Origin of the sequence: Vulcanisaeta sp., assembly GCF_049966235.1 — an archaeon.
GTDB lineage: Archaea > Thermoproteota > Thermoprotei > Thermoproteales > Thermocladiaceae > Vulcanisaeta > Vulcanisaeta moutnovskia.
The window spans coordinates 1-21,460 of sequence record NZ_JBMFVA010000010.1; the positions used below are offsets into that span (position 1 = coordinate 1).

Annotated in this window: 27 protein-coding genes; 17 read left to right on the top strand and 10 right to left on the bottom strand. The window is 42.5% G+C overall.

The window, feature by feature from the left end; translation table 11 throughout:
• From ACP5L5_RS06995 to ACP5L5_RS07010, 4 genes are all read right to left on the bottom strand, one after another.
• The coding region (locus ACP5L5_RS06995; RefSeq protein WP_428762617.1) for an NTP transferase domain-containing protein at positions 1-463 on the bottom strand (463 nt) is incomplete at its 3' end.
• Entirely contained in the window at positions 460-1,326 is an 867-nt protein-coding gene (mobA, locus tag ACP5L5_RS07000; protein WP_428762619.1) for a molybdenum cofactor guanylyltransferase, read from the bottom strand. The genes mobA and ACP5L5_RS06995, both read right to left, overlap by 4 nt.
• A gap of 19 nt (positions 1,327-1,345) precedes the next feature.
• Complete coding sequence (locus ACP5L5_RS07005; RefSeq protein WP_428762621.1) at positions 1,346-1,864, bottom strand: hypothetical protein; 519 nt, start codon at positions 1,862-1,864, stop codon at positions 1,346-1,348.
• 157 nt (positions 1,865-2,021) lie between these two features.
• Positions 2,022-3,068, bottom strand: coding sequence for a histone deacetylase family protein (locus ACP5L5_RS07010; protein ID WP_428762623.1), 1,047 nt, complete (start codon positions 3,066-3,068; stop codon positions 2,022-2,024).
• Between the two features lie 54 nt (positions 3,069-3,122).
• Here ACP5L5_RS07010 and ACP5L5_RS07015 point away from each other — a divergent pair, with 54 nt between their 5' ends.
• The 5 genes from ACP5L5_RS07015 (at position 3,123) to ACP5L5_RS07035 (ending at position 7,519) form a co-directional block, all read left to right on the top strand.
• Positions 3,123-3,386 carry a hypothetical protein gene (locus ACP5L5_RS07015; RefSeq protein WP_428762624.1) on the top strand — a complete coding sequence of 88 codons (264 nt, stop codon included), beginning with the start codon at positions 3,123-3,125 and terminating at the stop codon, positions 3,384-3,386.
• Positions 3,387-3,426: 40 nt separating this feature from the next.
• On the top strand, positions 3,427-5,433 hold the full coding sequence (gene rqcH / locus ACP5L5_RS07020; RefSeq protein WP_428762626.1) for a ribosome rescue protein RqcH: 2,007 nt from the start codon (positions 3,427-3,429) through the stop codon (positions 5,431-5,433).
• A 6-nt stretch (positions 5,434-5,439) separates the two neighbouring features.
• Positions 5,440-5,985: a Mut7-C RNAse domain-containing protein gene (locus ACP5L5_RS07025; RefSeq protein WP_428762628.1), complete on the top strand. Its 546-nt coding sequence runs from the start codon at positions 5,440-5,442 to the stop codon at positions 5,983-5,985.
• Positions 5,986-6,031: 46 nt separating this feature from the next.
• Positions 6,032-6,727, top strand: coding sequence for an AMMECR1 domain-containing protein (locus tag ACP5L5_RS07030; RefSeq protein WP_013605094.1), 696 nt, complete (start codon positions 6,032-6,034; stop codon positions 6,725-6,727).
• 66 nt (positions 6,728-6,793) lie between these two features.
• A complete protein-coding gene (locus ACP5L5_RS07035; RefSeq protein ID WP_428762630.1) occupies positions 6,794-7,519 on the top strand; it encodes a hypothetical protein in 726 nt (241 codons plus the stop codon).
• Between the two features lie 10 nt (positions 7,520-7,529).
• Here ACP5L5_RS07035 and ACP5L5_RS07040 read toward each other — a convergent pair whose 3' ends face one another.
• On the bottom strand, positions 7,530-7,814 hold the full coding sequence (locus tag ACP5L5_RS07040; RefSeq protein ID WP_428762632.1) for a 50S ribosomal protein L35ae: 285 nt from the start codon (positions 7,812-7,814) through the stop codon (positions 7,530-7,532).
• A gap of 106 nt (positions 7,815-7,920) precedes the next feature.
• On the opposite strand from ACP5L5_RS07040, the gene ACP5L5_RS07045 reads away from it, so the two are divergent.
• Both ACP5L5_RS07045 and ACP5L5_RS07050 read left to right on the top strand, forming a co-directional pair.
• Entirely contained in the window at positions 7,921-10,443 is a 2,523-nt protein-coding gene (locus ACP5L5_RS07045; protein ID WP_428762633.1) for a V-type ATPase 116kDa subunit family protein, read from the top strand.
• A 35-nt stretch (positions 10,444-10,478) separates the two neighbouring features.
• Positions 10,479-10,952, top strand: a complete 474-nt coding sequence (locus tag ACP5L5_RS07050) for a CBS domain-containing protein (RefSeq protein WP_013605098.1) — start codon at positions 10,479-10,481, stop codon at positions 10,950-10,952.
• Positions 10,953-10,955: 3 nt separating this feature from the next.
• Here ACP5L5_RS07050 and ACP5L5_RS07055 read toward each other — a convergent pair whose 3' ends face one another.
• Positions 10,956-11,882 (bottom strand): lysine exporter LysO family protein, encoded by a 927-nt coding sequence (locus ACP5L5_RS07055; protein ID WP_428762635.1) that lies wholly within the window; start codon positions 11,880-11,882, stop codon positions 10,956-10,958.
• Between the two features lie 83 nt (positions 11,883-11,965).
• On the opposite strand from ACP5L5_RS07055, the gene radA reads away from it, so the two are divergent.
• From radA to ACP5L5_RS07090, 7 genes are all read left to right on the top strand, one after another.
• Positions 11,966-12,922 carry a DNA repair and recombination protein RadA gene (gene radA, locus ACP5L5_RS07060; RefSeq protein WP_428762637.1) on the top strand — a complete coding sequence of 319 codons (957 nt, stop codon included), beginning with the start codon at positions 11,966-11,968 and terminating at the stop codon, positions 12,920-12,922.
• A 51-nt stretch (positions 12,923-12,973) separates the two neighbouring features.
• Positions 12,974-14,152, top strand: coding sequence for an OBG GTPase family GTP-binding protein (locus tag ACP5L5_RS07065; RefSeq protein WP_428762639.1), 1,179 nt, complete (start codon positions 12,974-12,976; stop codon positions 14,150-14,152).
• 39 nt (positions 14,153-14,191) lie between these two features.
• Complete coding sequence (locus tag ACP5L5_RS07070) at positions 14,192-14,665, top strand: hypothetical protein (RefSeq protein WP_428762641.1); 474 nt, start codon at positions 14,192-14,194, stop codon at positions 14,663-14,665.
• A gap of 23 nt (positions 14,666-14,688) precedes the next feature.
• Positions 14,689-15,672 (top strand): replication factor C small subunit, encoded by a 984-nt coding sequence (locus tag ACP5L5_RS07075; RefSeq protein ID WP_013605104.1) that lies wholly within the window; start codon positions 14,689-14,691, stop codon positions 15,670-15,672.
• 67 nt (positions 15,673-15,739) lie between these two features.
• Positions 15,740-16,750, top strand: a complete 1,011-nt coding sequence (locus ACP5L5_RS07080; RefSeq protein WP_013605105.1) for a transcription initiation factor IIB — start codon at positions 15,740-15,742, stop codon at positions 16,748-16,750.
• 50 nt (positions 16,751-16,800) lie between these two features.
• Entirely contained in the window at positions 16,801-17,196 is a 396-nt protein-coding gene (locus ACP5L5_RS07085) for an HIT family protein (protein ID WP_237699635.1), read from the top strand.
• A complete protein-coding gene (locus ACP5L5_RS07090) occupies positions 17,186-17,560 on the top strand; it encodes a hypothetical protein (protein WP_013605107.1) in 375 nt (124 codons plus the stop codon). The genes ACP5L5_RS07085 and ACP5L5_RS07090 overlap by 11 nt, the downstream gene beginning before the upstream one ends.
• Positions 17,561-17,656: 96 nt before the next feature.
• Here ACP5L5_RS07090 and ACP5L5_RS07095 read toward each other — a convergent pair whose 3' ends face one another.
• From ACP5L5_RS07095 to ACP5L5_RS07105, 3 genes are read right to left on the bottom strand one after another with little or no spacing between them, the layout of a single operon-like run.
• Positions 17,657-18,211 (bottom strand): hypothetical protein, encoded by a 555-nt coding sequence (locus ACP5L5_RS07095; RefSeq protein WP_428762644.1) that lies wholly within the window; start codon positions 18,209-18,211, stop codon positions 17,657-17,659.
• Entirely contained in the window at positions 18,142-18,360 is a 219-nt protein-coding gene (locus ACP5L5_RS07100; protein WP_428762646.1) for a hypothetical protein, read from the bottom strand. Before ACP5L5_RS07100 ends, ACP5L5_RS07095 begins: the two co-directional genes overlap by 70 nt.
• Positions 18,361-18,369: 9 nt before the next feature.
• Positions 18,370-18,720: a hypothetical protein gene (locus ACP5L5_RS07105; RefSeq protein WP_013605110.1), complete on the bottom strand. Its 351-nt coding sequence runs from the start codon at positions 18,718-18,720 to the stop codon at positions 18,370-18,372.
• Positions 18,721-18,821: 101 nt separating this feature from the next.
• On the opposite strand from ACP5L5_RS07105, the gene ACP5L5_RS07110 reads away from it, so the two are divergent.
• Positions 18,822-19,298 carry a ribosomal protein L13e gene (locus ACP5L5_RS07110; protein WP_428762648.1) on the top strand — a complete coding sequence of 159 codons (477 nt, stop codon included), beginning with the start codon at positions 18,822-18,824 and terminating at the stop codon, positions 19,296-19,298.
• A gap of 1 nt (position 19,299) precedes the next feature.
• On the opposite strand, the gene ACP5L5_RS07115 is transcribed toward ACP5L5_RS07110, so the two are convergent.
• Positions 19,300-19,995: an HAD family hydrolase gene (locus tag ACP5L5_RS07115; RefSeq protein WP_428762650.1), complete on the bottom strand. Its 696-nt coding sequence runs from the start codon at positions 19,993-19,995 to the stop codon at positions 19,300-19,302.
• Positions 19,996-20,079: 84 nt separating this feature from the next.
• On the opposite strand from ACP5L5_RS07115, the gene ACP5L5_RS07120 reads away from it, so the two are divergent.
• Entirely contained in the window at positions 20,080-20,514 is a 435-nt protein-coding gene (locus tag ACP5L5_RS07120) for an RNA-binding domain-containing protein (RefSeq protein WP_428762652.1), read from the top strand.
• A 39-nt stretch (positions 20,515-20,553) separates the two neighbouring features.
• Positions 20,554-21,441: a ribose-phosphate diphosphokinase gene (prs, locus tag ACP5L5_RS07125; protein WP_428762653.1), complete on the top strand. Its 888-nt coding sequence runs from the start codon at positions 20,554-20,556 to the stop codon at positions 21,439-21,441.
• Positions 21,442-21,460 lie beyond the last annotated feature (19 nt).

Here is a 21,460-nt window from a genome sequence, read left to right on the forward strand (position 1 = left end):
ATGGTATTACTAGTGATACCCACGGGATAATGCCTTGGTCTAGCTTTATTCTCCTTACAAGGCTTATTCCCGTAAATCCTAGTGTTTCACCCTTCCTATACATGAGTGTTATCATTGGTGCCATGACATACGCAGCCATAATCAAGAACTTCCTAACAAACTGCTTACTTAGAAATGGCATATCAGCAGGAACTATGAGGGCAGGTACACCTACCTTACTTAGGGCTTCCAGGAAGTCCTCAGGGTAACCCTCACCGCTTGTTATTAGGGCTTTATAGCCTTGATCTCTCGCAAACTCTATAATGGATGGGTGCCTAATTGTGGTTGCAATGTATACAGTGCCTAAGTCCTTAACAGCCTCAATGACGCGTATCATAATCGGCTTACCACATACCTCAATCAACGGCTTATTGGGGTTAGAGAGTCTAGTTCCTGCGCCGCCGGCCATGATTATTACATTCATGCCTTATCAACACCGAATGAGGTCAATATGCGCCTACCGAGCTGCTTAACATTCTCATTAACTGAGTCAAGCAGTACATGAGCAGCCAGGAAGTGAAGACCTGCCTCAGCATATAGCCTGAACTCGGGCCAGGGATCACTTGTAATTAATGTATACCAGAGCGAGCCTATTATCTTATTAAGGTCTTTACCCACTACGTCATTAATTACGTACTCCCTAATTATTGAAATATCGCTCTTAATTACCTGCCCGCTAATTCTCATGGAAGTGCCCGTTAAGTCACTACGTGTATTCACGTTTACGAGATTCTTCAACTCAATTTCATGTATCAATGGATCTAGGAATAGTACCTTTGGTAATCCCCTGATTAAGTCGAAGATTTTCGATCTACCGTAATTAACAAGTAAGTCCATGTATTGGAGAGTTACGGTTCTCCTGACCGCCATTAATGCATTCTCTAAATGTCCATTTGGGTATACATAGGTAGTAGCATCAAAATTTCCTAGTTCGCTTATTAATGGTTCGAGGGCTTTTGGCGTTATGTAAGGCATGTCGTTGGGAACAACCACGGCGTACTCCTCACCACACTTATTAAGTGCTGAGTAAATACCCGCGAGTGGTCCCTTGAATTTCTCATCATCAATGACATACTCGGCGCTTGGTATTATCGATCTATATTTCAAGGCTCTATCAACCTCGTTCACTGCTATGATAACTTTACTGGTTATTTGTGACAAGGCGTTATAGATGAGTCTTATCATTGGTTCGTTACCCACCATATACAGGGCCTTATCAATCCATGGTTCACCACGTACCTGAAATCTCCGCGATAAACCGCCACTCAATATAATGCCGCAGATCATCCTAAGTGGTCACTTAACCCTACTTAGGTGGCCTTATAAGTCTCGCCAGTCTTTCTCTCCTCCACCTAGCATATTCAATTAAGCCGATGACTATTAGTATTATGACTATTATGATTACCACGGCAATTGCTATCAAAGTGCCTATTGGTATGAAGCCTATGCCTGGTACGTAGTAACCACTGATCGGTACTACCAAGGTCACTGATATTGCTTCCCCACTCTCGTTTGCGGTGAGTACTATGGTCTTACTTGAATAAACACCAAAGGAGTAGGCATAGGCTCTGCAGGTTATTGAGCCTGTACTCGGTATTGGTATCACAGTGCTCATAAGGCCTATATTACTTACATTGTACCCTGCGCATGATAAGCCGACGGTAGCATACTTCGTTAGTGGCATGCCGTTTGCTGATAATGCGGTTATGCTTACGTTGACGGCAGGTATGTATATGGGTAATTGAACTTGCTGAGCATACAAAACCGAGGCAATACCCATAAGTATGGCAAGCGCCATAATCATTAATAGGTATTGAGACCTCACCACGTTATTTACATTGTGCAGGGAAATAAATCACTAACTCACAATAATTAGCCAAAGATTTAGGATCAGCGCTATTAACCTAAATCACTGATCATCAAGCCCAGCATCATCACGCAGGTACGCATTAACTATGGTAAATTATAAGTATTTAGGTCATTTAAGCCAGGTGCCAGTAATTTCTCTGGGTATTGATCACATCCTTAATAACGGAGTTCACACGGGCCATAATCCTTGGCTCAGTCTGTGTCACCCCCTCATCAATCTCCACGTCCCTATTACTCATGATATCAATTAAAAGCCTTGAACCCCTGCTTAGGGTATCACTATTATAACCACCTTCAAGCACGAAGACAACACCCCTAACTTTACCAATCATATTCCTCAATCTCCTAAATACATAGGCATACGTATTAAGGGACAGTCTCAGGTTAGCTATACTATCAAGCATGTGCGCATCAAAGCCCAGGGAAACCAGGATCAATTGCGGCCTGAACTCCTCAATTATCGGCCATACAACCCTATCTAGGGCATTCATGTAGGCATCATCCGCCGTAAATGGCGGTAATGGAACATTAACGTTAAAACCCTCGCCCTCCCCCTCACCAACATCATCAATGAATCCAGTACCTGGATAAATAGTTAATGGGTCCTGATGAAGACTTACGTACAAAACCCTTGGATCCTCATAGAATATTTCCTGCGTGCCATTTCCATGATGAACATCAACATCAAGTATAACCACCTTATTAAAACCGTGCTCCAAGGCATAAACGGCACCGACGGCTACATTATTGAATATGCAGAAGCCCTGGGTGGGTGCCATTAATGCCCTACCACTACGACCGACATGATGGCCAGGCGGCCTAACAACCGCATAAGCAGTACCCCACTCACCACTTAGCACCTTATCAACCCCCTTTAAGACAGCGCCTACAGCAAGTCTCGCAGCCTTGCAGGTACCTGGGCTAACGTATGTATCCGCATCTATGAATACGTAACCCATATCACAAGCCTCATCAATTCGCCTCACGTAATCCTGGTCATGAACCTTAAGTAACCACTCATTAACATCATTAATGGGCTTCTCCATAGTTACAGTACCGCTTATTGATTTAATGATTGTCATAATCCTACTTGGGTTCTCAATGTGGCTTCTTGGGGGTTTATGTTCCAGGTATGCATTGTCATAGATTATACCAATCATAATTACTGAATTATCATAGTGCCTTATTAATCTACTTGAGATTTCCTAATTGATATGTTTGGCAGGAAAAGGAAGGTGGATCTTGAGGAGCTTCTTCAGGAGTTGACTGGCGATGAGGATGGTGATGGAAGAAGTAGGGTTAGGAAACGCGTTAGTGAGAGTAATGAGGATTACGAGCAATCAGGAGGTATTAGGTTTAAGGTTGAGTTTGAGGGTATTGATGAGTTAATAAGGGAGATAAGGTCCCTGAAGGAATCAATTAATGAATTAACCACACTACTAAGGGAACAGGGAGAGCCGACCACTACGAAGAAGTAAATCGTTTTTAAATGCCTACTCTCCTTAAAACTTAAGGTAAATGCCTAATCAGAAGAGGTCATTAAATGTCCTGGACCTATTAGCAATCTCAATTGAACTTACTGAGTTAAGGGATTCAATAATTGATAAGGTTTATACCATGAGTAACTCATTACTACTTAGGTTTAGGAAGGAGTCTGAGAAGTACTTCGTAATAGCCAACTCCCATAGGTTTGGATTGACGAGTTACGTCCTTGAGCATGGAGCCGAGGGAGTAACACCGCTTAGGAGGTTGATTGAGGGAATGAGGCTAAGGAGCATTGAGTTATTGAATTTTGATAGGATTGTTAAGTTAGTGTTTAGTGACGGTTATCTGGTAATTGAATTACTGGAGCCCTGGAACGCCATTTACATGAGTAATGATAACGTAATTAGATGGGTCTTAAGGGCATATAGAAGTAGGGATAGAGTGATAAATATTGGCCTTGAGTATAAGCCACCGCCCCAAAGCTTTGTCAAGCCCACTGATGATCGTGAAAGTGTGGTTAAGGCCTTACAGGGCTATGATACTATAGGTAAGGCAATTGCCAGAGGCTTAGGTTTAGGTGGTGAAATCGCCAATGAGGTATGCACTAGGGCATTGATTGATTGTGCATTACCCGTTAATTCCATTAATTTAGATAGTGTTATCTCAGTAATTAGGTCCATGGTAAATACCGTAGGCAGGGGGGAATTGGAGCCCACCATTTATTATAGTAATGGTGCACCAATAACAGTAACTCCAATTAAGTACCTATCAATTAAGTACGATAACATTAAGCAGTTTAGGAGATTTAATGAGGCTGTTGATGAGTATTTCCATGAGATTGAGGTTAGGGAGGAGTCTGAGAAAAAACTTGCCAGTATTACTGGTGAGATTATGAGACTTGAGAAGAGTATTGATGAATTAATGATGAGTATTGAGGGTTTTAGGAAGGGTTCTGAGGAGTTGAGGATTAAGGCGGAGACAGTACTTAATTGGAAGTACGTAATTGAGGAGTTACTTAATGTGCTTAGGAATTATTGGTCATCGTATAAGGATGAGTTCCAGGAGTTGATCAAGGGTATGGAATACCAGGGAATTAGGGTTAAGGGCTTTGATCCGAGAAGTAAGGTAGTGCTTCTTGATATTAATGGTATTACGGTGTCAATACCATTGAATACCGATGTTGGTGATGTAATTAATAATCTCTTCAATAGGGCTAAGGAGCTTGAGCGCAAGGCCAAAAGCGCAGAGGAGGTGATGAGCCAACTTAGGGCGCGTATTGAGGAACTTAGGGCTGAGGGAGAGAAGGTAATTGAGAGTATTAGGGAGGGGTCTATTCGTGTGATTTATGGTGCTAGGGAGTGGTTTGAAAGGTTTAGGTGGTTCATAACCAGTGGCGGTAAGCTGGTGATAGCAGGTAGGGATGCTGCGCAGAATGAGGTAATCGTGAGGCATTATTTAAGGCCTTGGGACATATTCGTACACGCCGACATACCAGGTGCTGCGGTTGTGGTTATTCGGCTCTCGAACCCTAGTGATAATGCCAGTAATAGTGATATTTACGAGGCGGCGCAGTACGCTGCAGCCTATTCAAGGGCTTGGGTCATGGGTTTGTCAGTACTCGATGTATTCTATGTTAGGGGTGAGCAGGTGACCAAGAAGGCCCCGTCTGGTGAATACCTTGGTAAGGGTAGTTTCATGATCTATGGGACACGGGGTTGGATTAGAAATGTTGAACTTAGGCTTGGGGTTGGCGTGAGGATAGATAACCTTAGTGATGCTTCCCTGATTAGGTTGATCACGGCACCATTAAGCATGGTTAGTTCTCTGACTAATTACTATGCCGTATTAAGGCCTGGGTCGAGGGATAAGGTCAATATTAGTAAGGAGATTTATAATTGGTTTAAGAGTAAGGTGCCTGGATTTACCAAGGTAATTAACTTGAGTAATGTTGTGGATGTGGTGCCGGGTCCATCGATTATTGAGGGTTTTTACGAGAGCAGTCCAATGCCGTGGGACAAATTAGAGAGTTTGGTGAAGTGATCTGCCTTGGAGATTGCCCGAGTTAATACCTGTGTTTCCCTGCCCATAAGTGATGATGAGGTTTTTGTCGATTCAATGCTTGGTTGGCTTGTTAGGTGGTTGAGGATGTTGGGTGTTAGGGTGATCTATAGTCCGAACTTTAGTGATAATGAGTTACTTAATGTAAATCATTTATTAGTTACTAAGGATAGGGAATTATTTAGGAAGAGGTCACGATTAAGCCTTCTACTGAGTACGCCTAGGCATGTTGAGTGGTTGTCCGTCTTATCATTGGTTCTTGGTTTTCCATTAATGCTAAACATGGAGAAAAGCCTATGCCCCATCTGTGGCTCAGGGCTTGTTAGGGTCAGTAGGGATTCGGTTATTGGTAAGGTACCAAGTAGCGTATTACTTAGGAATAATGAATTCTGGCTTTGTACTGGTTGTGGTAAGGTTTATTGGGTCGGTAGTCACCATGCACGTATAAATAAGGAATTAGAGGTTGCACGTGGCGTCTTAGGTACGCTCAGTACCTCCTGTGTTGGCAATAATTTACTAATAATTCGTGAATAATCAGGGAGGGCACTGCATATAAATCATTACTTATAGCATTATACGCATGCAATTATTCAGGCCGCTTAATGAGCAGGAGTACACAAGCCTCATTAAGTACCTGAGGTCTAGGATTCTTGAGAGACTCGGTGTTAAGGCTGAGTATGATATTGATCCAACGCACTTGGTTAAGATTGCGGAGCTTAAGTTCGGGGTCTTCGTATCAATAGAGAAACTTATGTACTCAGATGGCATGATCAAGAGGGTTCTCAGGGGGAGCATGGGAACAATAAGGCCTATAAAGAATCTTCTCGAGGATTCCATGACAGCCGCAACGCACGCTGCATTTTACGACCCGAGATTCTCACCAATATCCATTGCTGAATTTAAGAATTGCGTGCTCGAGATCACAATCGTATCCCCCCTAACGGATGTCAGTATTGATTGGGTTAGGAGGGATATGGTGCTTGGTTATCATGGGTTGTACATCGTTGAATCAGGGAAAGCATCAATACTACTTCCACAGAAGGTTGTGGAGATGGCGGAGAATTATTATCAAAGGGTGAGTAAGCCACTTGATAATGAGGGCTTCATTAAGGAGCTTTGCGAATCCCTAAAGATATGCAATCCCATGAGTATTAAGGCATTTGAGACTCAAATAATATATGAATTGCGTCCTGATGGTAATGCAATCGAGCGTAAGCTTTACCTTAATAGGTTATTAAAGAATAGTGTAAAAATATCAGTAGTAACGAGTGGTTAATCTGATTAATGTTATTTTAGACACTAAAGATTTATTAATATCGGCTTATATCAAGAATTGAGGTATATGCCGGTCATGATTAAGTTTTATATGGTTGTCGGTAGGGATGAGAACTACGAAAACGTTATTAGAAACGTTGTTTCGGAGATTAGGGAGAAGTTTAAGGGGAGTGAGAGAAATGTTAATGCCACATTCATTAGGATAAAGCCTGAGGCTGTCGATGCAGCCCTCAATGCATTAAGTATGCCCGAAAGCCAGGTACCGCAGAACCTAATATATCTAGTCAAGTCAATGAAGCAGGATGGCGTGACATCACTACCCGCATTAATAATCAATGGTAAGAAGATATACGAAGGCCAACTACCACCACCAGATACCGTTAAGCAGACAGTGATGGATGAGGTAATGACCGCCCTATCACCACCACAAGCACCGCCACAACCACAACCAGCACAGGTGGCGCCTCCACCCCCACCACAACCACCAAGCACACCACCCCCACCCCCAATTCAGCCTCCACCGCCTCCGCCTCCACAGGTAGAGACTAAGCCACAGACAACGGAGGCGATAGAAGTACAGCCATTAAGGCAGGTGGAGACAACAGTTAGCGAGAGGCCTCAATTACCATCATTACCTACGCTCCAAACTCCATTACCAAGTGGTGTTAAGATAGTTGTGGGTAGGCCTAACGATTGCAGGGAATGCGTTTACTATGGAGCGAATACTGGCATGTGCCTGTTATTTGGATATAGGATAGTTGATCCGACGAAGCCGCCTTGCAAGTCAGCGTGATTTATTGCCATTACCTATTAAGTATCAAATCCACAGTATCACCTAGGGCTTGTCCAGGCAATCCTCGCCTAAACCTAACAAGTAATTGACCGTGCTTACCCCACACCCTAAGCACATTGCCTATTGTCTCAATACCCGTCCTTGATTTCCAAATAACCTTGGCATTTATGAACTTGGCCGCATCTATCGCGGTCTCGATGCCAGGTACTATGATTATTGCATCCCTTGAGTAGCCAATGGAACCCCTCCTTATTGAGTATATCCTGGCCTTAATGGTCCTTATCTGCGTCGACACGTTACTATCAAAACTCAGAATTTTTAAATGCTACTTTCGTGGGTAATCGTCACCAGGTCTCTGGAGGAATAATGCTTAAATTCTACAATTAACCTTTGTCTTTCGAATGCCAATAGCGAGACTTATTGAGTATAAGATTGCATTACCATCAGAGTACGCCTTCGATCTACTGATGAATATTGGTGATGCTGGTTACTTCATGCCAATAACTAGGCCCGGGGTAATACCAGCGCCTAAGGTACCCGGTAAATACTCAGAGAGGATTAGGAGGGTTGAGGATATTTCCAGGGAGTTAAACAGGATATTAAGTCAGTACTCAATACCACCGCCTGTAACCCCTCACGAAGTGAAGATCGGTCTATTTAATGAACTTCTTGAGTACATAATTGAGGATGGTGAGGACCTACTCACCAGGGTAAGGCAGTACCTAGATTCTATTGAGGGCATTAGAAATGAGTACATGAGATTGAGGGGCATTGTAGATGTTTTATCATCAGTTGGTGATATCGTCATTGAGAAATTAAGGCATTTCTCGGTCGATATTGTGCCAATAAGTGAGGAGGATTTCAATGAATTCAGGAACGCGGTCATTAACCACGGCGCAGAGACGTTGCCAATAAAGGTTCAAGAAAGGTTTTACGCATTGGTGATATACCCAGAGTGGGCTAGGCAGGGCTTATTAAACACGTATAAACTATTCAATGCAACTCCACTTGAGGTACCCAGTACCATTGATTTGAATTCCATGAAGAGTAAGTTGGCGGAGTTAGAGGGTAGGTTGGGAAAGCTTGAGCAGGAATTTCGGGACTTCCTGACCAAGGTTAGTGATAGGGCCTATGCAATTATTGATCTTTCAGACACAATAACGAACATAGTTAGGCAATACATGGACTCGGCAATTCCTGAGGGTAAGGATATCGGTGATAGGTTGTTACAAATTATGAATTCTGTAAACGATACCAGGAATAGGATTAGGGAGTTGGAGGTTGTTCATGAAGCCTTAGGTTATATGAAGAAGACAGGTATTTCCTTTGAAGGCCTTAGTAGGTTAAGGATTAGGGTATTCATGATTAGAGGTGGTGTAAATGAGGATACTATTAAGGGATTAATGTACATTAAGCGTGATGTTGAGGGTACAGACCTATCAATACTCACATTAGTAGAGCCTCCTGAGGGTTTAGACGTAAGGTCACTTGGAAAGGAGGTTTATGAAATAAGTAGGGATTACTTAACCAATATTAAGTCGGCGTATGAATTAACAGGTAGGGAATTAACAGACCTAAGGTCTAGGCTTAAGGACCTAGAGAAGGAGTATGAGGAATTCGTGAAGGAGTTTAATGAGGTCTCCACATACGGTGTTGAGGGTATTAATAAGGTCAGTGGTGATGTCATAACGATAGCTGGCTACGTTAAGGAAAGCCTCTCAAGTAAGTTTGATATCTTGCTAACATCACTATTAAGTAAATTAGCCATTGATGCTAAGGTTAGGAAGGAAAGCAAGGTTGCCTATGTTAAGGAAATAGAACCAGAGAAGGCTCCGACGCTCGAGGAGTATCCAAAACCCGTTGATGCGTTTAAGAAAATAACGTATATGTACGGTGTACCGAAGTACATCGAGATAAGCCCAATAATACTTACATTCATACTATTTCCAGCATTCTACGGCTGGATGTACCCAGACCTGGGTCACGGCATAGTACTATCCCTATTCGGTTATTCCCTGTATAGGTCTCGTTATAAGGGATCCAATGCCTTTCTACGGTCGATATTTGGCGGTAAGTACTCAATGTGGGGCTTGGTGTTCTTGATGGCTGGTATATGGTCCATAATATTCACGTTTGTGGAGAGTGGCACAATATTTGGTATAGAGGTATTACCGGCACTCTTCAGGCTAGTTCACGTTAGTGGCACAGCGCTGGAGGTACTTTCCAACTCAATATATGCAATGCTGGCTGTATCGATAATGGTTGGTATAGTATCATTATTATTAGCCTTCATTCTTAAGGCCATTAATGCACATAGGGGTGGTGAGAGGGATCTAGCCATAGGCTTTTATGTACCATTATTCTTCTTCTTCACATTCCTAGTGCTCGCCTTAATGGGTCCTGGATTCGTACCTGTCATAAGGATTGGTGAGAAGACACCATTATTAAAGCCCCTGTATCCATTGTTTAATGCAATAGAGGGTTTAATGTGGTATTGGGCGTATGCCGCATTTGCCGTGCTTGCAATACTAATGTTCTCGCTATTTTACTTCAGGGCTAAGTACAGGGGTGTTCCAGGGTTTAGTGCCGCTCAGTTAGCCGTTGAGGTTAGCGCCGAGGCAGCAATACCAAGTTTAACCAATACGATATCCTTTATGAGATTGAGCATAGTGGCGATTATGCATGCGGTATTTACGGCAATGACCTATGCCTGGGCTGTATCGCTGGGTTTGTTCACGCCGGCCGGCTTAGCCGTGCTGATAATATTCAACTTGATAATAATACTTGGTGAGGGATTCGTAGCCTTCGTACAAAGCCTGAGGCTTCACTTCTATGAGATGTATACGAAATTCTTCAGTGGCGCTGGTGTGTTATTCACACCATTCACGCTTGGGTTAAGGTGGGTTAAGCTCTTCATAGTCTAAAAAGTATATATAGGTCCTAAGGCACTTACTTATGCATGGCAATACCGCGTGTTAGGGACGTGATGAAGGAGGTTCCCGTAACCGTGAGGGATGACGAGCCATTAATTAGTGTAATTAGGATAATGAATGAGAGGAATATTGGTTCAATAATAATAACTGATGAGGAGGGCAGGGTCATTGGGGTATTTACCGAGAGGGACCTATTAAGGCTTGTTGCAAGTAATATTGACATTAGTACGTTGACTGTTGGTGATGTTATGACTAAGGATGTAATAGTTATTGAGCAGGATGCCAGTTTAATAAAGGCCGTGCATATAATGGCTAAACATGGTATTAGGCATTTGCCAATAGTCGATGAAGATGGAAAGATAGTTGGCATAATATCAATTAGAGATACGGCAATAATATTAGCGAGACTACTTGTTGATATGGGTATGGGGAGACTTGGAGCTACGGAGGAGGAGGTTAGTATGATTAAGGACATAATAAATATTGATGAGGGTAGGTAATCCCTAAAGTGTGATAACGTACGGCAGTAATTCCGGGAGTATCATTGTTATTACGAAACCGTTCACAAACGCTATAAAACCGCCCGTCTCACCCATGTAAAGCCTATAAATTGGTAATGTGTCGTCCATTGACGTAGCGCCGCCAATCGATACAAGGGTTACATTCCTAAAACCAGCAACAACTATTGAAGGCACCAGTAGGTATGTTAGTTGCTCCCTGAGGAAGTTGGTTAGGAATGCCAGTGTGCCAATTGCTGGCCCGAACTTAACGCTAAGGAGTGGCCCAACCAATGAGTACCAGCCCATACCCATCGATATCCCCAGGGACGCCGTTAACGGTATTTTAATTAAATAATGCAGTATTAAGCCACTTATGGAGCTTCCCAGTAATGATGTTATGGCAATTATTATGCCTAGGTAACCCTGCATAAGGAGTGATGTGTTTATTGAGGAACCAATGTCAAGGCCTATCACCAGGATCAATATAAGTAGCTCAAGTGTAATTAAGTAATTAATATAGTAATTAATTGATTTGTACCTCACGTAATAACCAAGTAACCATCCAATGATTAGAATTGTTAATAATATTAATGGTAACCTCATACCTGTTTTGCCATCATTATTCACACGTATTTCTAGGGCATGTCTTGAATTGAAAATAAGACCAATGGGTATGGTAAAGACCAGGCTTGTTACTATGGAGAATAGTGCGTAAATTATTGAGTAAATTATTATGTAAAAAACGTAGTTACTGGCTACGATGTTGCCCGCCCAAAAGGCCATGGTGAATATTAAGGCCATAACAACATACTGCAGGTAATTACCAATTCGGAGGTGTTTTATTCTATTCCTAGTGATATAACCAATAAACATGGTTATTGGAAATACTACCAGGAATAAATCACCAATTAGACTAACGATGCTTGTCACAAATCTCAGTTAAAATACCTTGATTTTTAATTCTTAACAAATACCTATTTATTATTGGCAATGAATTATGTTATTGAGGAGGCATGGTTCAGAATAGCGTGGATTTAGAGGATTTGGAGGGTATTGGACCCAAGACAGCGCAATTGCTGAAGTCCAAGGGAATACTTAGTGTGAGGCATCTGGCTCTCTTTAACCCTGAGGAGCTAATTGAATTGACAGACATGACCCCTGATAGGGTTGAGAAAATACTGAGGTCTGCGAGGGATATTGTCTTCGGTAGTAATAGGGTTTCAAGGGCTACTGATATTGCCAAGAGCTTTGAGGGTATTACCAGGTTGAGAACTAATGTTAGGGCCATTGACGAATTACTGCAGGGTGGTTTAGAGCCTAAGGCTATCTATGAGTTCGCTGGTGAGTTCGGCACAGGTAAGACTCAGCTTTGTCATCAATTATCAGTGACTGTTCAGCTAAGTCAGGATAAGGGTGGTGTTGGTGGTGCGGCCGTTTACTTAGATACTGAGGAGGCATTCTCACCAGGTAGGATTATTAATATTGCCCAGAGGTTTGACCTGGACCCCAATGAGACCTTAGATAACATATACGTTATCAAGGTTATTAATGCCGCGGATCTGGAGGATAGGATTAAGTTCGATGTTGTTAAGCTCGTGGAACAGGCTAATGCTAGGCTTATAGTTGTTGATTCAATAATAGCCCTTTACAGGGCTGAGTTTAAGGGTAGGGAGAGACTTGCCGAGAGGCAGCAGAGGCTTAATTATATCCTTGATTGGCTGATGAGGATTGCTAAGTTGTATAATGTTTACGTTGTTCTCACGAATCAAGTACTCGACGTACCCATGGGCTACATAGAGATTAAGAGACCGGCTGGCGGTAATGTGCTTGCCCACGCTGTTACTCATAGGCTTTTTCTCAGGAAGTCAAAGGAGGATGTCAAGGTGATGGAGGTCCTGGACTCACCGAGACTACCATTCAAGGCCAGCGCCATGTTTAGGATCACGGATAAGGGCATTGAGGATGTTTAGTGACGTTTAAATAATTTATTTAACTCATAGTTTCCTAGGTAATTACTAGTAATGCCTGCTAACTTACCACCTGAGGCTGGGAAGAAGTGGGAGAAGGTCATGGAGGCCAAGACACCTGAGGAGAAGCTGAAGGCGCTTGAGGAGTTCCTTAGTGCTGTGCCTAAACATAAGGGTACGGAGAACCTGGTTCACTGGGCCAGGAGGAGGATGGCTCAGTTAAGAAGGGAAATAGAGGAGAGGAAGGTCAAGGAGAGATCATTGAGATCAGGTAGTGGGGTTAATATCTATGTTGAGAAGGAGGGTGATGCCCAGGTTGTGATTGTTGGTCCACCATCATCAGGCAAATCAAGCCTATTGAGGTGCTTAACGAACGTTAAGGTTGAACCCGATGATGTACCATTCTCATCTCTTGAGCCGATACCTGGCATGTTTATTCATGACAATGTATACTTCCAATTGGTGAAGTTACCATCAATGAATATTGAGGATGTAGATTCTGATGTGAATTCCATGGCGCTGTCAATGATTAGGAATGCGGATAGTGCAATAGTGGTTCTTGACGCAAGTGGCGATGTTGAGGTTCAGTACAATGCCTTGAAGAGCATCCTAAGGGAGAACGGCATATACATAATTAGGCCCAGGGGATTTGTTACAATAGAGAGAAAGCCAACAGGCGGTGTTCAGGTTATTGGTAGGTTGATTAATGGTACTGCAGAGGACGTTAAGAAGTTACTGGTTAATTATGGCATAAATAATGCGTTGGTTACGATAAATGGTGAGGCCACGCTAGATGATGTTGAGGAATCAATATTTAAGGAAATAGTGTATAAGCCCTCGCTCGTATTGATAAATAAGATAGACCTGGCAGATAATGATTATGTAAAGAGCATTACCGCGAAGTTAAGTGGTGAGGTGACGGTACTAACGACGTCACTTAAGAACTGTGCCATTGATTCTAGGGCTCTTGGTGAGTCGTTATTGAAGATCATGGACTTAATAAGAATTTATACGAAGGAACCTGATGCAGATACATACTCACCAAAACCCTTTGTTCTTAAGAGGGGTTCTACTGTTGGTGATTTAGCCAAGAGGATTCATAGCAGGTTTTATGAGGGATTTAGGTATGCCAGGGTTTGGAGAATTGATAGGTTTCCACTGGGTGTTAAGAGGGTCGGTATTAATTACGTTCTTGCTGATGGTGATATTGTGGAGATACACTCATCATTATAAAATAAAGCCCTTATTAATTAGATCTAGGTGGTTATAGTAATGAGTTCATCATGTAACGAATGTGTTAAACTGCTTAAGGAGGTTCTTGAGCGTCTTGCATCGATTGAGGGAGAACTAGACCTAATTAGGGAGGAGATAAGGGAGTTGCGTGGTCAGGGGGTTAGGGAGTCTCGGTCATCACCGGAAACAAAGCAGGTAGGTGGAGGTTTACTTAGGGCAATAGATGATAATTTATTCCTTGAGACTAGGGACGTGATATCCAAGAGACTTCTTAAGAGGTTGATAGATAATGGAAGAGTTATCCTACTTAGAGATGAGACAGCCAATAGGGAGATAGTCACGACAAAGGAGATCATTAGAAGATTACTAAGTAAATTACCAATATCGATTAATGAAATTGATAAACTCAGTGATAGGGAATATGAATTACTAACAATACTAAATAGATTGGGATATGTCTTACTTAAGGATAATAAATACGTTGTCTCAGACGCTGCAAAGGAATTTATTTAAGGAAAGAAGTAAGGATTAATATAATGTCCTCTGAAGAGACTCTATGGGTTGAGAAGTATCGTCCTTCGAGGATTGATGACATTATTGACCAGGACCACGTTAAAGCTAGAGTAAAGGAGATGCTTGCCAATGGTAATATACCTCACCTGCTGTTCTTTGGTCCTCCTGGTACTGGTAAGACTACGATGGCTCTCGCAATAGCCCGTGAGCTCTATGGTGATGCTTGGCGTGAGAATGTCCTTGAACTAAACGCAAGCGACGAGAGAGGTATTGCAATGATTAGGGAGAAGGTTAAGGAATTCGCAAAAACAATACCTACTGTGAAAGCTCCCTTTAGGTTGATAATACTTGATGAGGCTGATAACATGACGCCAGACGCTCAGCAAGCCCTTAGGAGGATAATGGAGATGTATACATCATCTGTTAGGTTCATTTTATTGGCAAATTACTCATCTGGAATTATCGAACCAATTCAATCAAGGTGCTCCTTATTCAGGTTTTCTCCTTTGCCTAAGGATGCTGTTCTTGGTAGGCTTAGGGATATTGCTTCGAGGGAGGGTGTTAAGGTTACTGATGAGGCCCTCGAGGCCATCTGGGACATAAGCCAGGGAGACATGAGAAAAGCAATAAACACACTACAGGCAGCGGCTTCGTTAGGTGGCGTAGTTGATGAGGAAGCGGTTTATAAGGCGTTGGGTAAGGTCAGTCCAACAAGGGTTAGGGCAATAATAACGGAGGCTGTTATCGGTGATTTCAGTAAAGCCGTTAAGGAAGCGATGTCGTTGATAAGGGATGAGGGTGCCGACCCGCTTGATATAATTAAGATAGCCCATAGGGAAGTTGCCTCTGCGACCTCGCAGTTAAAGGTCCCTGAGGAACTAAAGCCCAAGGCTATCTACATAGTTGGTGAGCATCATTATAGGTTACTTAGGGGGTCTAGCGGTGAGTTGCAGGTATATGGTTTGTTAGCCAGAATTAGGAGGTTACTTCGTGAAGGCTATAAATAACTTTTTATGGAGAGAAAGGTTTATAAATAATTAAACAATACGCGAAAAGCTTTAATAGGGGATATTTATGTCTAACCCCGAACAGGAAAGGAAGGATCAGCAGGGTGGATCTAATTTATTAAGTAAGTTGAAAGTATCAGGTAAAATTATAGAATTCAAATCCGAGGGTGAGGAAAAGCTTGTGTGTCCATACTGTGGATCAACAACGTTCATCTTCGATTACGAAAATGGTCAAGTAATTTGTGCTAAATGTGGTTCAGTGGTTCTTGAACACGTTATTGACCTAAGGCCTGAGTGGAGGGCATTCACGGCTGAGGAGAAGGAAACAAGGGCAAGGGCTGGTGGTCCACTTAATAGATTAACCAGCGAGGCTTTAACTACGACGATTGATTGGGCAACCAAGGATGCAAGTGGTAAGGAGCTTGATATTAAGAGGAAGCTTGAGATTTTGAAGTATAGGAAGTGGCAGCAGAGGGTTAGGGTTCAGACGAGCTATGAGCGTAACATAATACAGGCAATGAATGAGTTGAGCAGGATATCCTCTCAGCTAGGTATTCCTAAGGCATGCGTTGATGAGGCTATGGGTGTCTATGAACAAGTATTAACGAAGGGCTTGGTCAGGGGTAGGAGCGTTGAGGCTATTGTCGCTGCATGCCTGCACATGGCCTGTAGGAAGATTGGAATGCCCAGGAGTCTTGATGAGATTAGTCAATACACTAGGGCGAGTAGGAAGGAGGTTGCTAGATGCTTTAGGCTTATTGCTAGGGAGTTGGGTGTTAGGTTGCCACTTAGTGACCCCAAGCTCTATGTGCCTAGGATTGTCGAACAGTTGAAACTTAGTGGCGAGATACTTAAGGAGGCGCTTAATATTCTCGAGCAGGCTAAGAGGAAGGGCTTAACGGCGGGTAAGGACCCAGCTGGGCTCGCTGCCGCTGCGGTCTACATAGCATCCTTGCTAAGGGGTGAGGTCAGGACACAGAAGGAGGTCGCCATGGCCGCCCAGGTCACGGAGGTTACGGTTAGGAATAGGTATAAGGAGTTGGCAAGGGAATTGAATATCAAAATACCAATAAAGTAAGGCTAAAAGCCTTAAAAATTATTAATCCTCCTATTCCTCCTGGGATTTTAGTGAATTGCGAAATATGTGATTTAATGGGTAATGAGGAATTGATAATAATGAAAAATGAAAGAATAATAGTTCTTCATAACCCACATCCATTTAATAACGGCCATTTAATAATTGCACCCATTAGGCATCAATCAATTAATGAAATTAGTGAGTCACTACTTATTGAGCTTATGGAGATAACAAAGAGATTCATTAATATTCTAGGGAGGGTTTATAATCCACATGGCTTTAATGTGGGGATATCGTTAACGCCGCATGTACATGTTCAGGTGGTTCCTCGGTGGAATGGTGATGTGAGTTTCATGACATTATTCTTCAATGTTAAGGTTGTTCCAGAAACCGTTAGGGAGTCCGTGAGTAAAATAAGGAATGCGGTGAGGGAGTATGGCCTTTGAGATTGTTGACTTAATAATATCAATAATAATATTGATTATCGGATTCTCCATATTTACGGCGTTAGTTAATGATTATAGGATTATTGCCACAATCTCAAGAATACTTCGGAAAGAGATAAAGGTTTCCGCATTTCGTGAATTAATGCTACCAATATACCCATCATTGGTTCACATTAGGATAATTGATGTTAAGCCATTAACGGATAATATCGATGTTGAGGTTCATGGTAACATGATTAGGATTATTAATAAGGAGGGCATTATTAATAATTCTGAAGTAAAAATTCTTGTGGAGGCCGTTGTAGTTGGTCGATTGGGGGATTATCCCGTTAAAGGCATCATAAAAATTATTTTATTTCCTTAATTTTTAGGATTTTATTTGGGTCCAGCGGGCCCTGGGCGAGGGTCTTGGCAGTTTAGTCTCGCCATTGCTTTTGTTATCGCCCTTGCCCTCTTTTCCTTAACCCTTGCTGACTGTCTCTTCGTGCATTCTCTTCAGGGCTTCGCAGACTTTGGCGGTGAGTTCTTTATCCTTCTCGATTTCGTACATGCCCACATAGATTTCGAAATCGCCACCATCAAGCCTCAGCCCAGTCTCGTAGCCTGCGTCCTCAAGCACCTCTAAAATCCTCACGGCATCCCCATAGTCCCTAAGCCAAGCCCTAAGCTCAACCGTGCCGTTGTTATTCACGTGAACATTCATCCTTACCCCCGCAACCTCAACCATTGAACCACCCCTCGGTTTAACCCTCATATTCATTAATTCGTTCAACCGCCTTAACTTCTCTGCATCTGGTAATTGAGCCAAGTCCTCAATCAACGCCTTAATCACTAGGTCGCCAAGCATTCTCTTAGCCAACTCAACGGCCTTAGAGGACCTAACCACGTACCTAATTGCATACCCTCCATCAACCCTCCTAAACCCAAGGCCCTCCAATCTCTCGATTATGCCGCCCCACAACTCAAGCTTCGACTTACCCATGATGAGCCTAACCATCCTCTCCTCAATATCCACATCACCATAGCCCAGCACCAGCGGTGGTCTCTGGCTGGTGGTCCAAACTCCTTAATTGCCTTCCCGACAGGCTTCCTATACTCACTGAATACCTTCATCAGGAATTCCACGGCCTTCCCCGCCTTACGCTCTATGTAATCCCTATTCAACTCATTGTATTATCTCCTTATTAATTCAAAAACTATAACAATTATTAATATATCAAGTATAATGTTTATGAAGCAAGTCGTGTATAGTCCAATGGCTGATACTGGGGGTGTTGCCACAGCTAAAACAAGCAATGTTGCATCTGCGCCGGTCATCGCCAATACTAATAGTAATACTATCCACATATTTATTACGAAGGAGTAACTCGACACGGCAAGTAATGAATACACTATTGCGGTCATCAGTATTGCTATCAGGAACTTATTCAGTGGATTGAGTATACCTAAATAGGCAAGGTCAAGTACTATAAGCATGAATTCCACATACCGTATTAAGGCCATGTACGTAAACAACCTATACATCAACCTAGATCTAGAGCTACTGTGTTAATTAAGTATTCTCTCAGGTAATGTCGTGAAGGGCATTAATACTTATAAAGGGGGGTGTTGGTTACGCGTACGAGATGTCGCAAACAACACAACCGTCCATATCACCACCGCCGGATCCACTCGTTAAGAAGCCCAGGTTAATTAGTAGTGGTGGTAGTGTTTTAGGTAGTGAGTGGAGGGTTGGTAGGGGTTACTCAATTGGTGAGGTTAGGGCTGTTGGTTTAACGGTAAGTGAGGCTAGATTACTAGGCATTAGGGTTGATCCTAATAGGGATACCGTTTGGGATATTAATGTTCAGAGACTTAGGGAGTGGTTGGGTAAGGTCATTAGAGGTGAGGTATTACCACCAGAACCTGCATTACATAAGACTATTAAGATAAAGCGTAAGAAGGGCAGGGTATTTAGGGCATTGACACCTGCGGGTCGTAAGATGAGGGGCTTAATGAGTGTTGGGTTGAGGGAGACTCATGTACATAAGTGGAGGAAGAAGGCTAGGGAAAGGATTGAGAAAAGGAGGCATGAGGTAGTTAGGACCAAGGGCGGTCATTAATTTAGGTAAGCTTACTTATTATTTCTGGTAATTGCGTTAGTGTATTTATTTCATAAAATGGCTTAACGGGTAATTGCACATCAACTCTCCTCACAAACACTACCTTCAAGTCAAGGAATTTAGCACCAATAACATCCTCAACCAAGCCACTCACAATTAGTGCGTCACTCGGCGGGACACCAGCCCTATTTAGTGCTGCTTGAAATATCTTAATCGCAGGTTTACCAACCTTTGTTAAGTCTGAACTAACAACTCCCTTAAAATGCCTTAACAAATTATTCCTAAGGAGTATTTTCTTTGCTACGTCGTTATCTAGGTTCGTGAGTATATACATTGAAATGCTCATCTGGGATAACGCGTTTATAGCCTCAATAACATCAGGATAAAGCTCTGATGTTTCAACTATGAGCGATGATATTGCATTACCAAAGTAATCAAGTTCAGCCGGACTTAGGCTTAGCGAGTATTTCCTTAGCAGTGATATCATTGTTTCCCTAGCTAATTGTCTCAATGACCTGTAAACACCCTTACTTATCAACATATTATACCTGTCCTCCCACTCCTTCCTGAATTGACTTGCTAATTCATCAAGTGACATCCTTATGTTTAATTCATCCCTAATTAGCCTGGCGCTTTCAGTTTCAAAATGGGTCAGCCTAACCAATGTATTAAGTACCTCAAAAAACAGCGTCTTCATACGCAACCCAAACTTTAACTGAATATTTAAAGATTAATGTGCATGACACCTAATCCTTAAAATACCTCAGTACTGAGTCATAACGTGAGAACCGAGGTTTGGGTTGAGGTTAGGCCCACGGAGGATGAGGATAAGGTTAAGAGGGCATTGAGTAATGTGTTTATTTATGATGAGTTGAGGGTTGAGGAAAGTGAAGGAAAGAAGTACATCGTTGCCTTAGGCATTGGTTTTAAGTCATTAGTTAGGGTGCATAATTTAATTAAGGAGCAGGGTATTGAGGACAGCGCTAGGTCAGTCCTAATGAAGGGAATTGACGGCAATAGAGTAGTATTTCATTTACATAAGCAGGCTGCATACGCTGGTATGCTCACCTTCGTTACCGAGGAAAACGAAAGTCCACTGGGGCCCATAACCTTTATCGTTGAAACGAACGATCCCAAGAGACTCATTGACTGGTTAGCGCCGAAAACATCGAGAGGTAGGAGACTTTATGAGGTGCAGCCCCCTGAGGATCCATAAGGATAAATTTCTTAAAAGAAGGTAAATAATTAATTAACCGTGGCGAAGTACCTAATTGCATCGTTTCCGTGGTCCTCAGACGTGGGTAATGATGTAGCAAATGCCCTAGGGCTAATCCACGTGACCCTTGAGACAAAGCAATTCCCAGATGGTGAATCATACATTAGATACCCCATTGATATTACGACATATGACGGCTTAATACTCATTCAGAGAGCTTATCCTGAGCAAAATAATAGGTTAATCCAGGTAATGCTCGCAATGCATGCAGCGCATGATTTGGGCATTAAGAGCATTCATGTTGTTCTACCTTACTTACCATATTCACGGCAAGATAGGAGATTTAGGGATGGTGAACCTGTGAGTCTACAAACCATTCTCTCATTGTTATCATCACTTGGCGCCTCAACAATAATTACCGTGGATATTCATAAACCCGAAGCCTTTAGGATTAATAATGCACAATGCATTAATATCGAGCCCTTTAAACTATATGCAGATAGACTTAGGGGAATTAGCAATGCCGTATTGCTAAGCCCTGACATTGGTTCCCTATGGAGAGTTGAGAAGGTTAGTGAGTATTTAGGGGCGCCATTTAGTTACCTTGAGAAGTTCCGTGATAGGGTTACAGGCGAGGTCACAATGAAGCCTAAGGAACTCGATGTTGCTGGTAAGGAGGTCTTTATAATAGATGATATAATAGCGACTGGCGGCACAATAATAGAGGCCACAAAAATATTAAAGTCTCTAGGTGTGACTAGGGTTCATGCAATCGCAACGCACTGTCTATTACTGAACATGGCCGATTCAAGGATGTTTGAGGCTGGTGTATCGTCAATAACGTGCTCCAACACAATACCAACAAGGTATACCGAGGTTAATGTAAATCAGTTAATTATTAACGTAATTCGAGAGTTAATTAAATAGTGCCTTATAAGACGTATTG

Bases quoted from the DNA above. Each gene is read 5' to 3' on its own strand.
- mobA (WP_428762619.1), bottom strand. From the start codon at position 1,326: ATGATCTGCGGCATTATATTGAGTGGCGGTTTATCGCGGAGATTTCAG.
- ACP5L5_RS07010 (WP_428762623.1), bottom strand. From the start codon at position 3,068: ATGATTGGTATAATCTATGACAATGCATACCTGGAACATAAACCCCCA.
- ACP5L5_RS07015 (WP_428762624.1), top strand. From the start codon at position 3,123: ATGTTTGGCAGGAAAAGGAAGGTGGATCTTGAGGAGCTTCTTCAGGAG.
- rqcH (WP_428762626.1), top strand. From the start codon at position 3,427: ATGCCTAATCAGAAGAGGTCATTAAATGTCCTGGACCTATTAGCAATC.
- ACP5L5_RS07030 (WP_013605094.1), top strand. From the start codon at position 6,032: ATGCAATTATTCAGGCCGCTTAATGAGCAGGAGTACACAAGCCTCATT.
- ACP5L5_RS07035 (WP_428762630.1), top strand. From the start codon at position 6,794: ATGCCGGTCATGATTAAGTTTTATATGGTTGTCGGTAGGGATGAGAAC.
- ACP5L5_RS07045 (WP_428762633.1), top strand. From the start codon at position 7,921: ATGCCAATAGCGAGACTTATTGAGTATAAGATTGCATTACCATCAGAG.
- ACP5L5_RS07050 (WP_013605098.1), top strand. From the start codon at position 10,479: ATGGCAATACCGCGTGTTAGGGACGTGATGAAGGAGGTTCCCGTAACC.
- radA (WP_428762637.1), top strand. From the start codon at position 11,966: ATGGTTCAGAATAGCGTGGATTTAGAGGATTTGGAGGGTATTGGACCC.
- ACP5L5_RS07065 (WP_428762639.1), top strand. From the start codon at position 12,974: ATGCCTGCTAACTTACCACCTGAGGCTGGGAAGAAGTGGGAGAAGGTC.
- ACP5L5_RS07070 (WP_428762641.1), top strand. From the start codon at position 14,192: ATGAGTTCATCATGTAACGAATGTGTTAAACTGCTTAAGGAGGTTCTT.
- ACP5L5_RS07075 (WP_013605104.1), top strand. From the start codon at position 14,689: ATGTCCTCTGAAGAGACTCTATGGGTTGAGAAGTATCGTCCTTCGAGG.
- ACP5L5_RS07080 (WP_013605105.1), top strand. From the start codon at position 15,740: ATGTCTAACCCCGAACAGGAAAGGAAGGATCAGCAGGGTGGATCTAAT.
- ACP5L5_RS07090 (WP_013605107.1), top strand. From the start codon at position 17,186: ATGGCCTTTGAGATTGTTGACTTAATAATATCAATAATAATATTGATT.
- ACP5L5_RS07105 (WP_013605110.1), bottom strand. From the start codon at position 18,720: ATGTATAGGTTGTTTACGTACATGGCCTTAATACGGTATGTGGAATTC.
- ACP5L5_RS07110 (WP_428762648.1), top strand. From the start codon at position 18,822: ATGTCGCAAACAACACAACCGTCCATATCACCACCGCCGGATCCACTC.
- ACP5L5_RS07115 (WP_428762650.1), bottom strand. From the start codon at position 19,995: ATGAAGACGCTGTTTTTTGAGGTACTTAATACATTGGTTAGGCTGACC.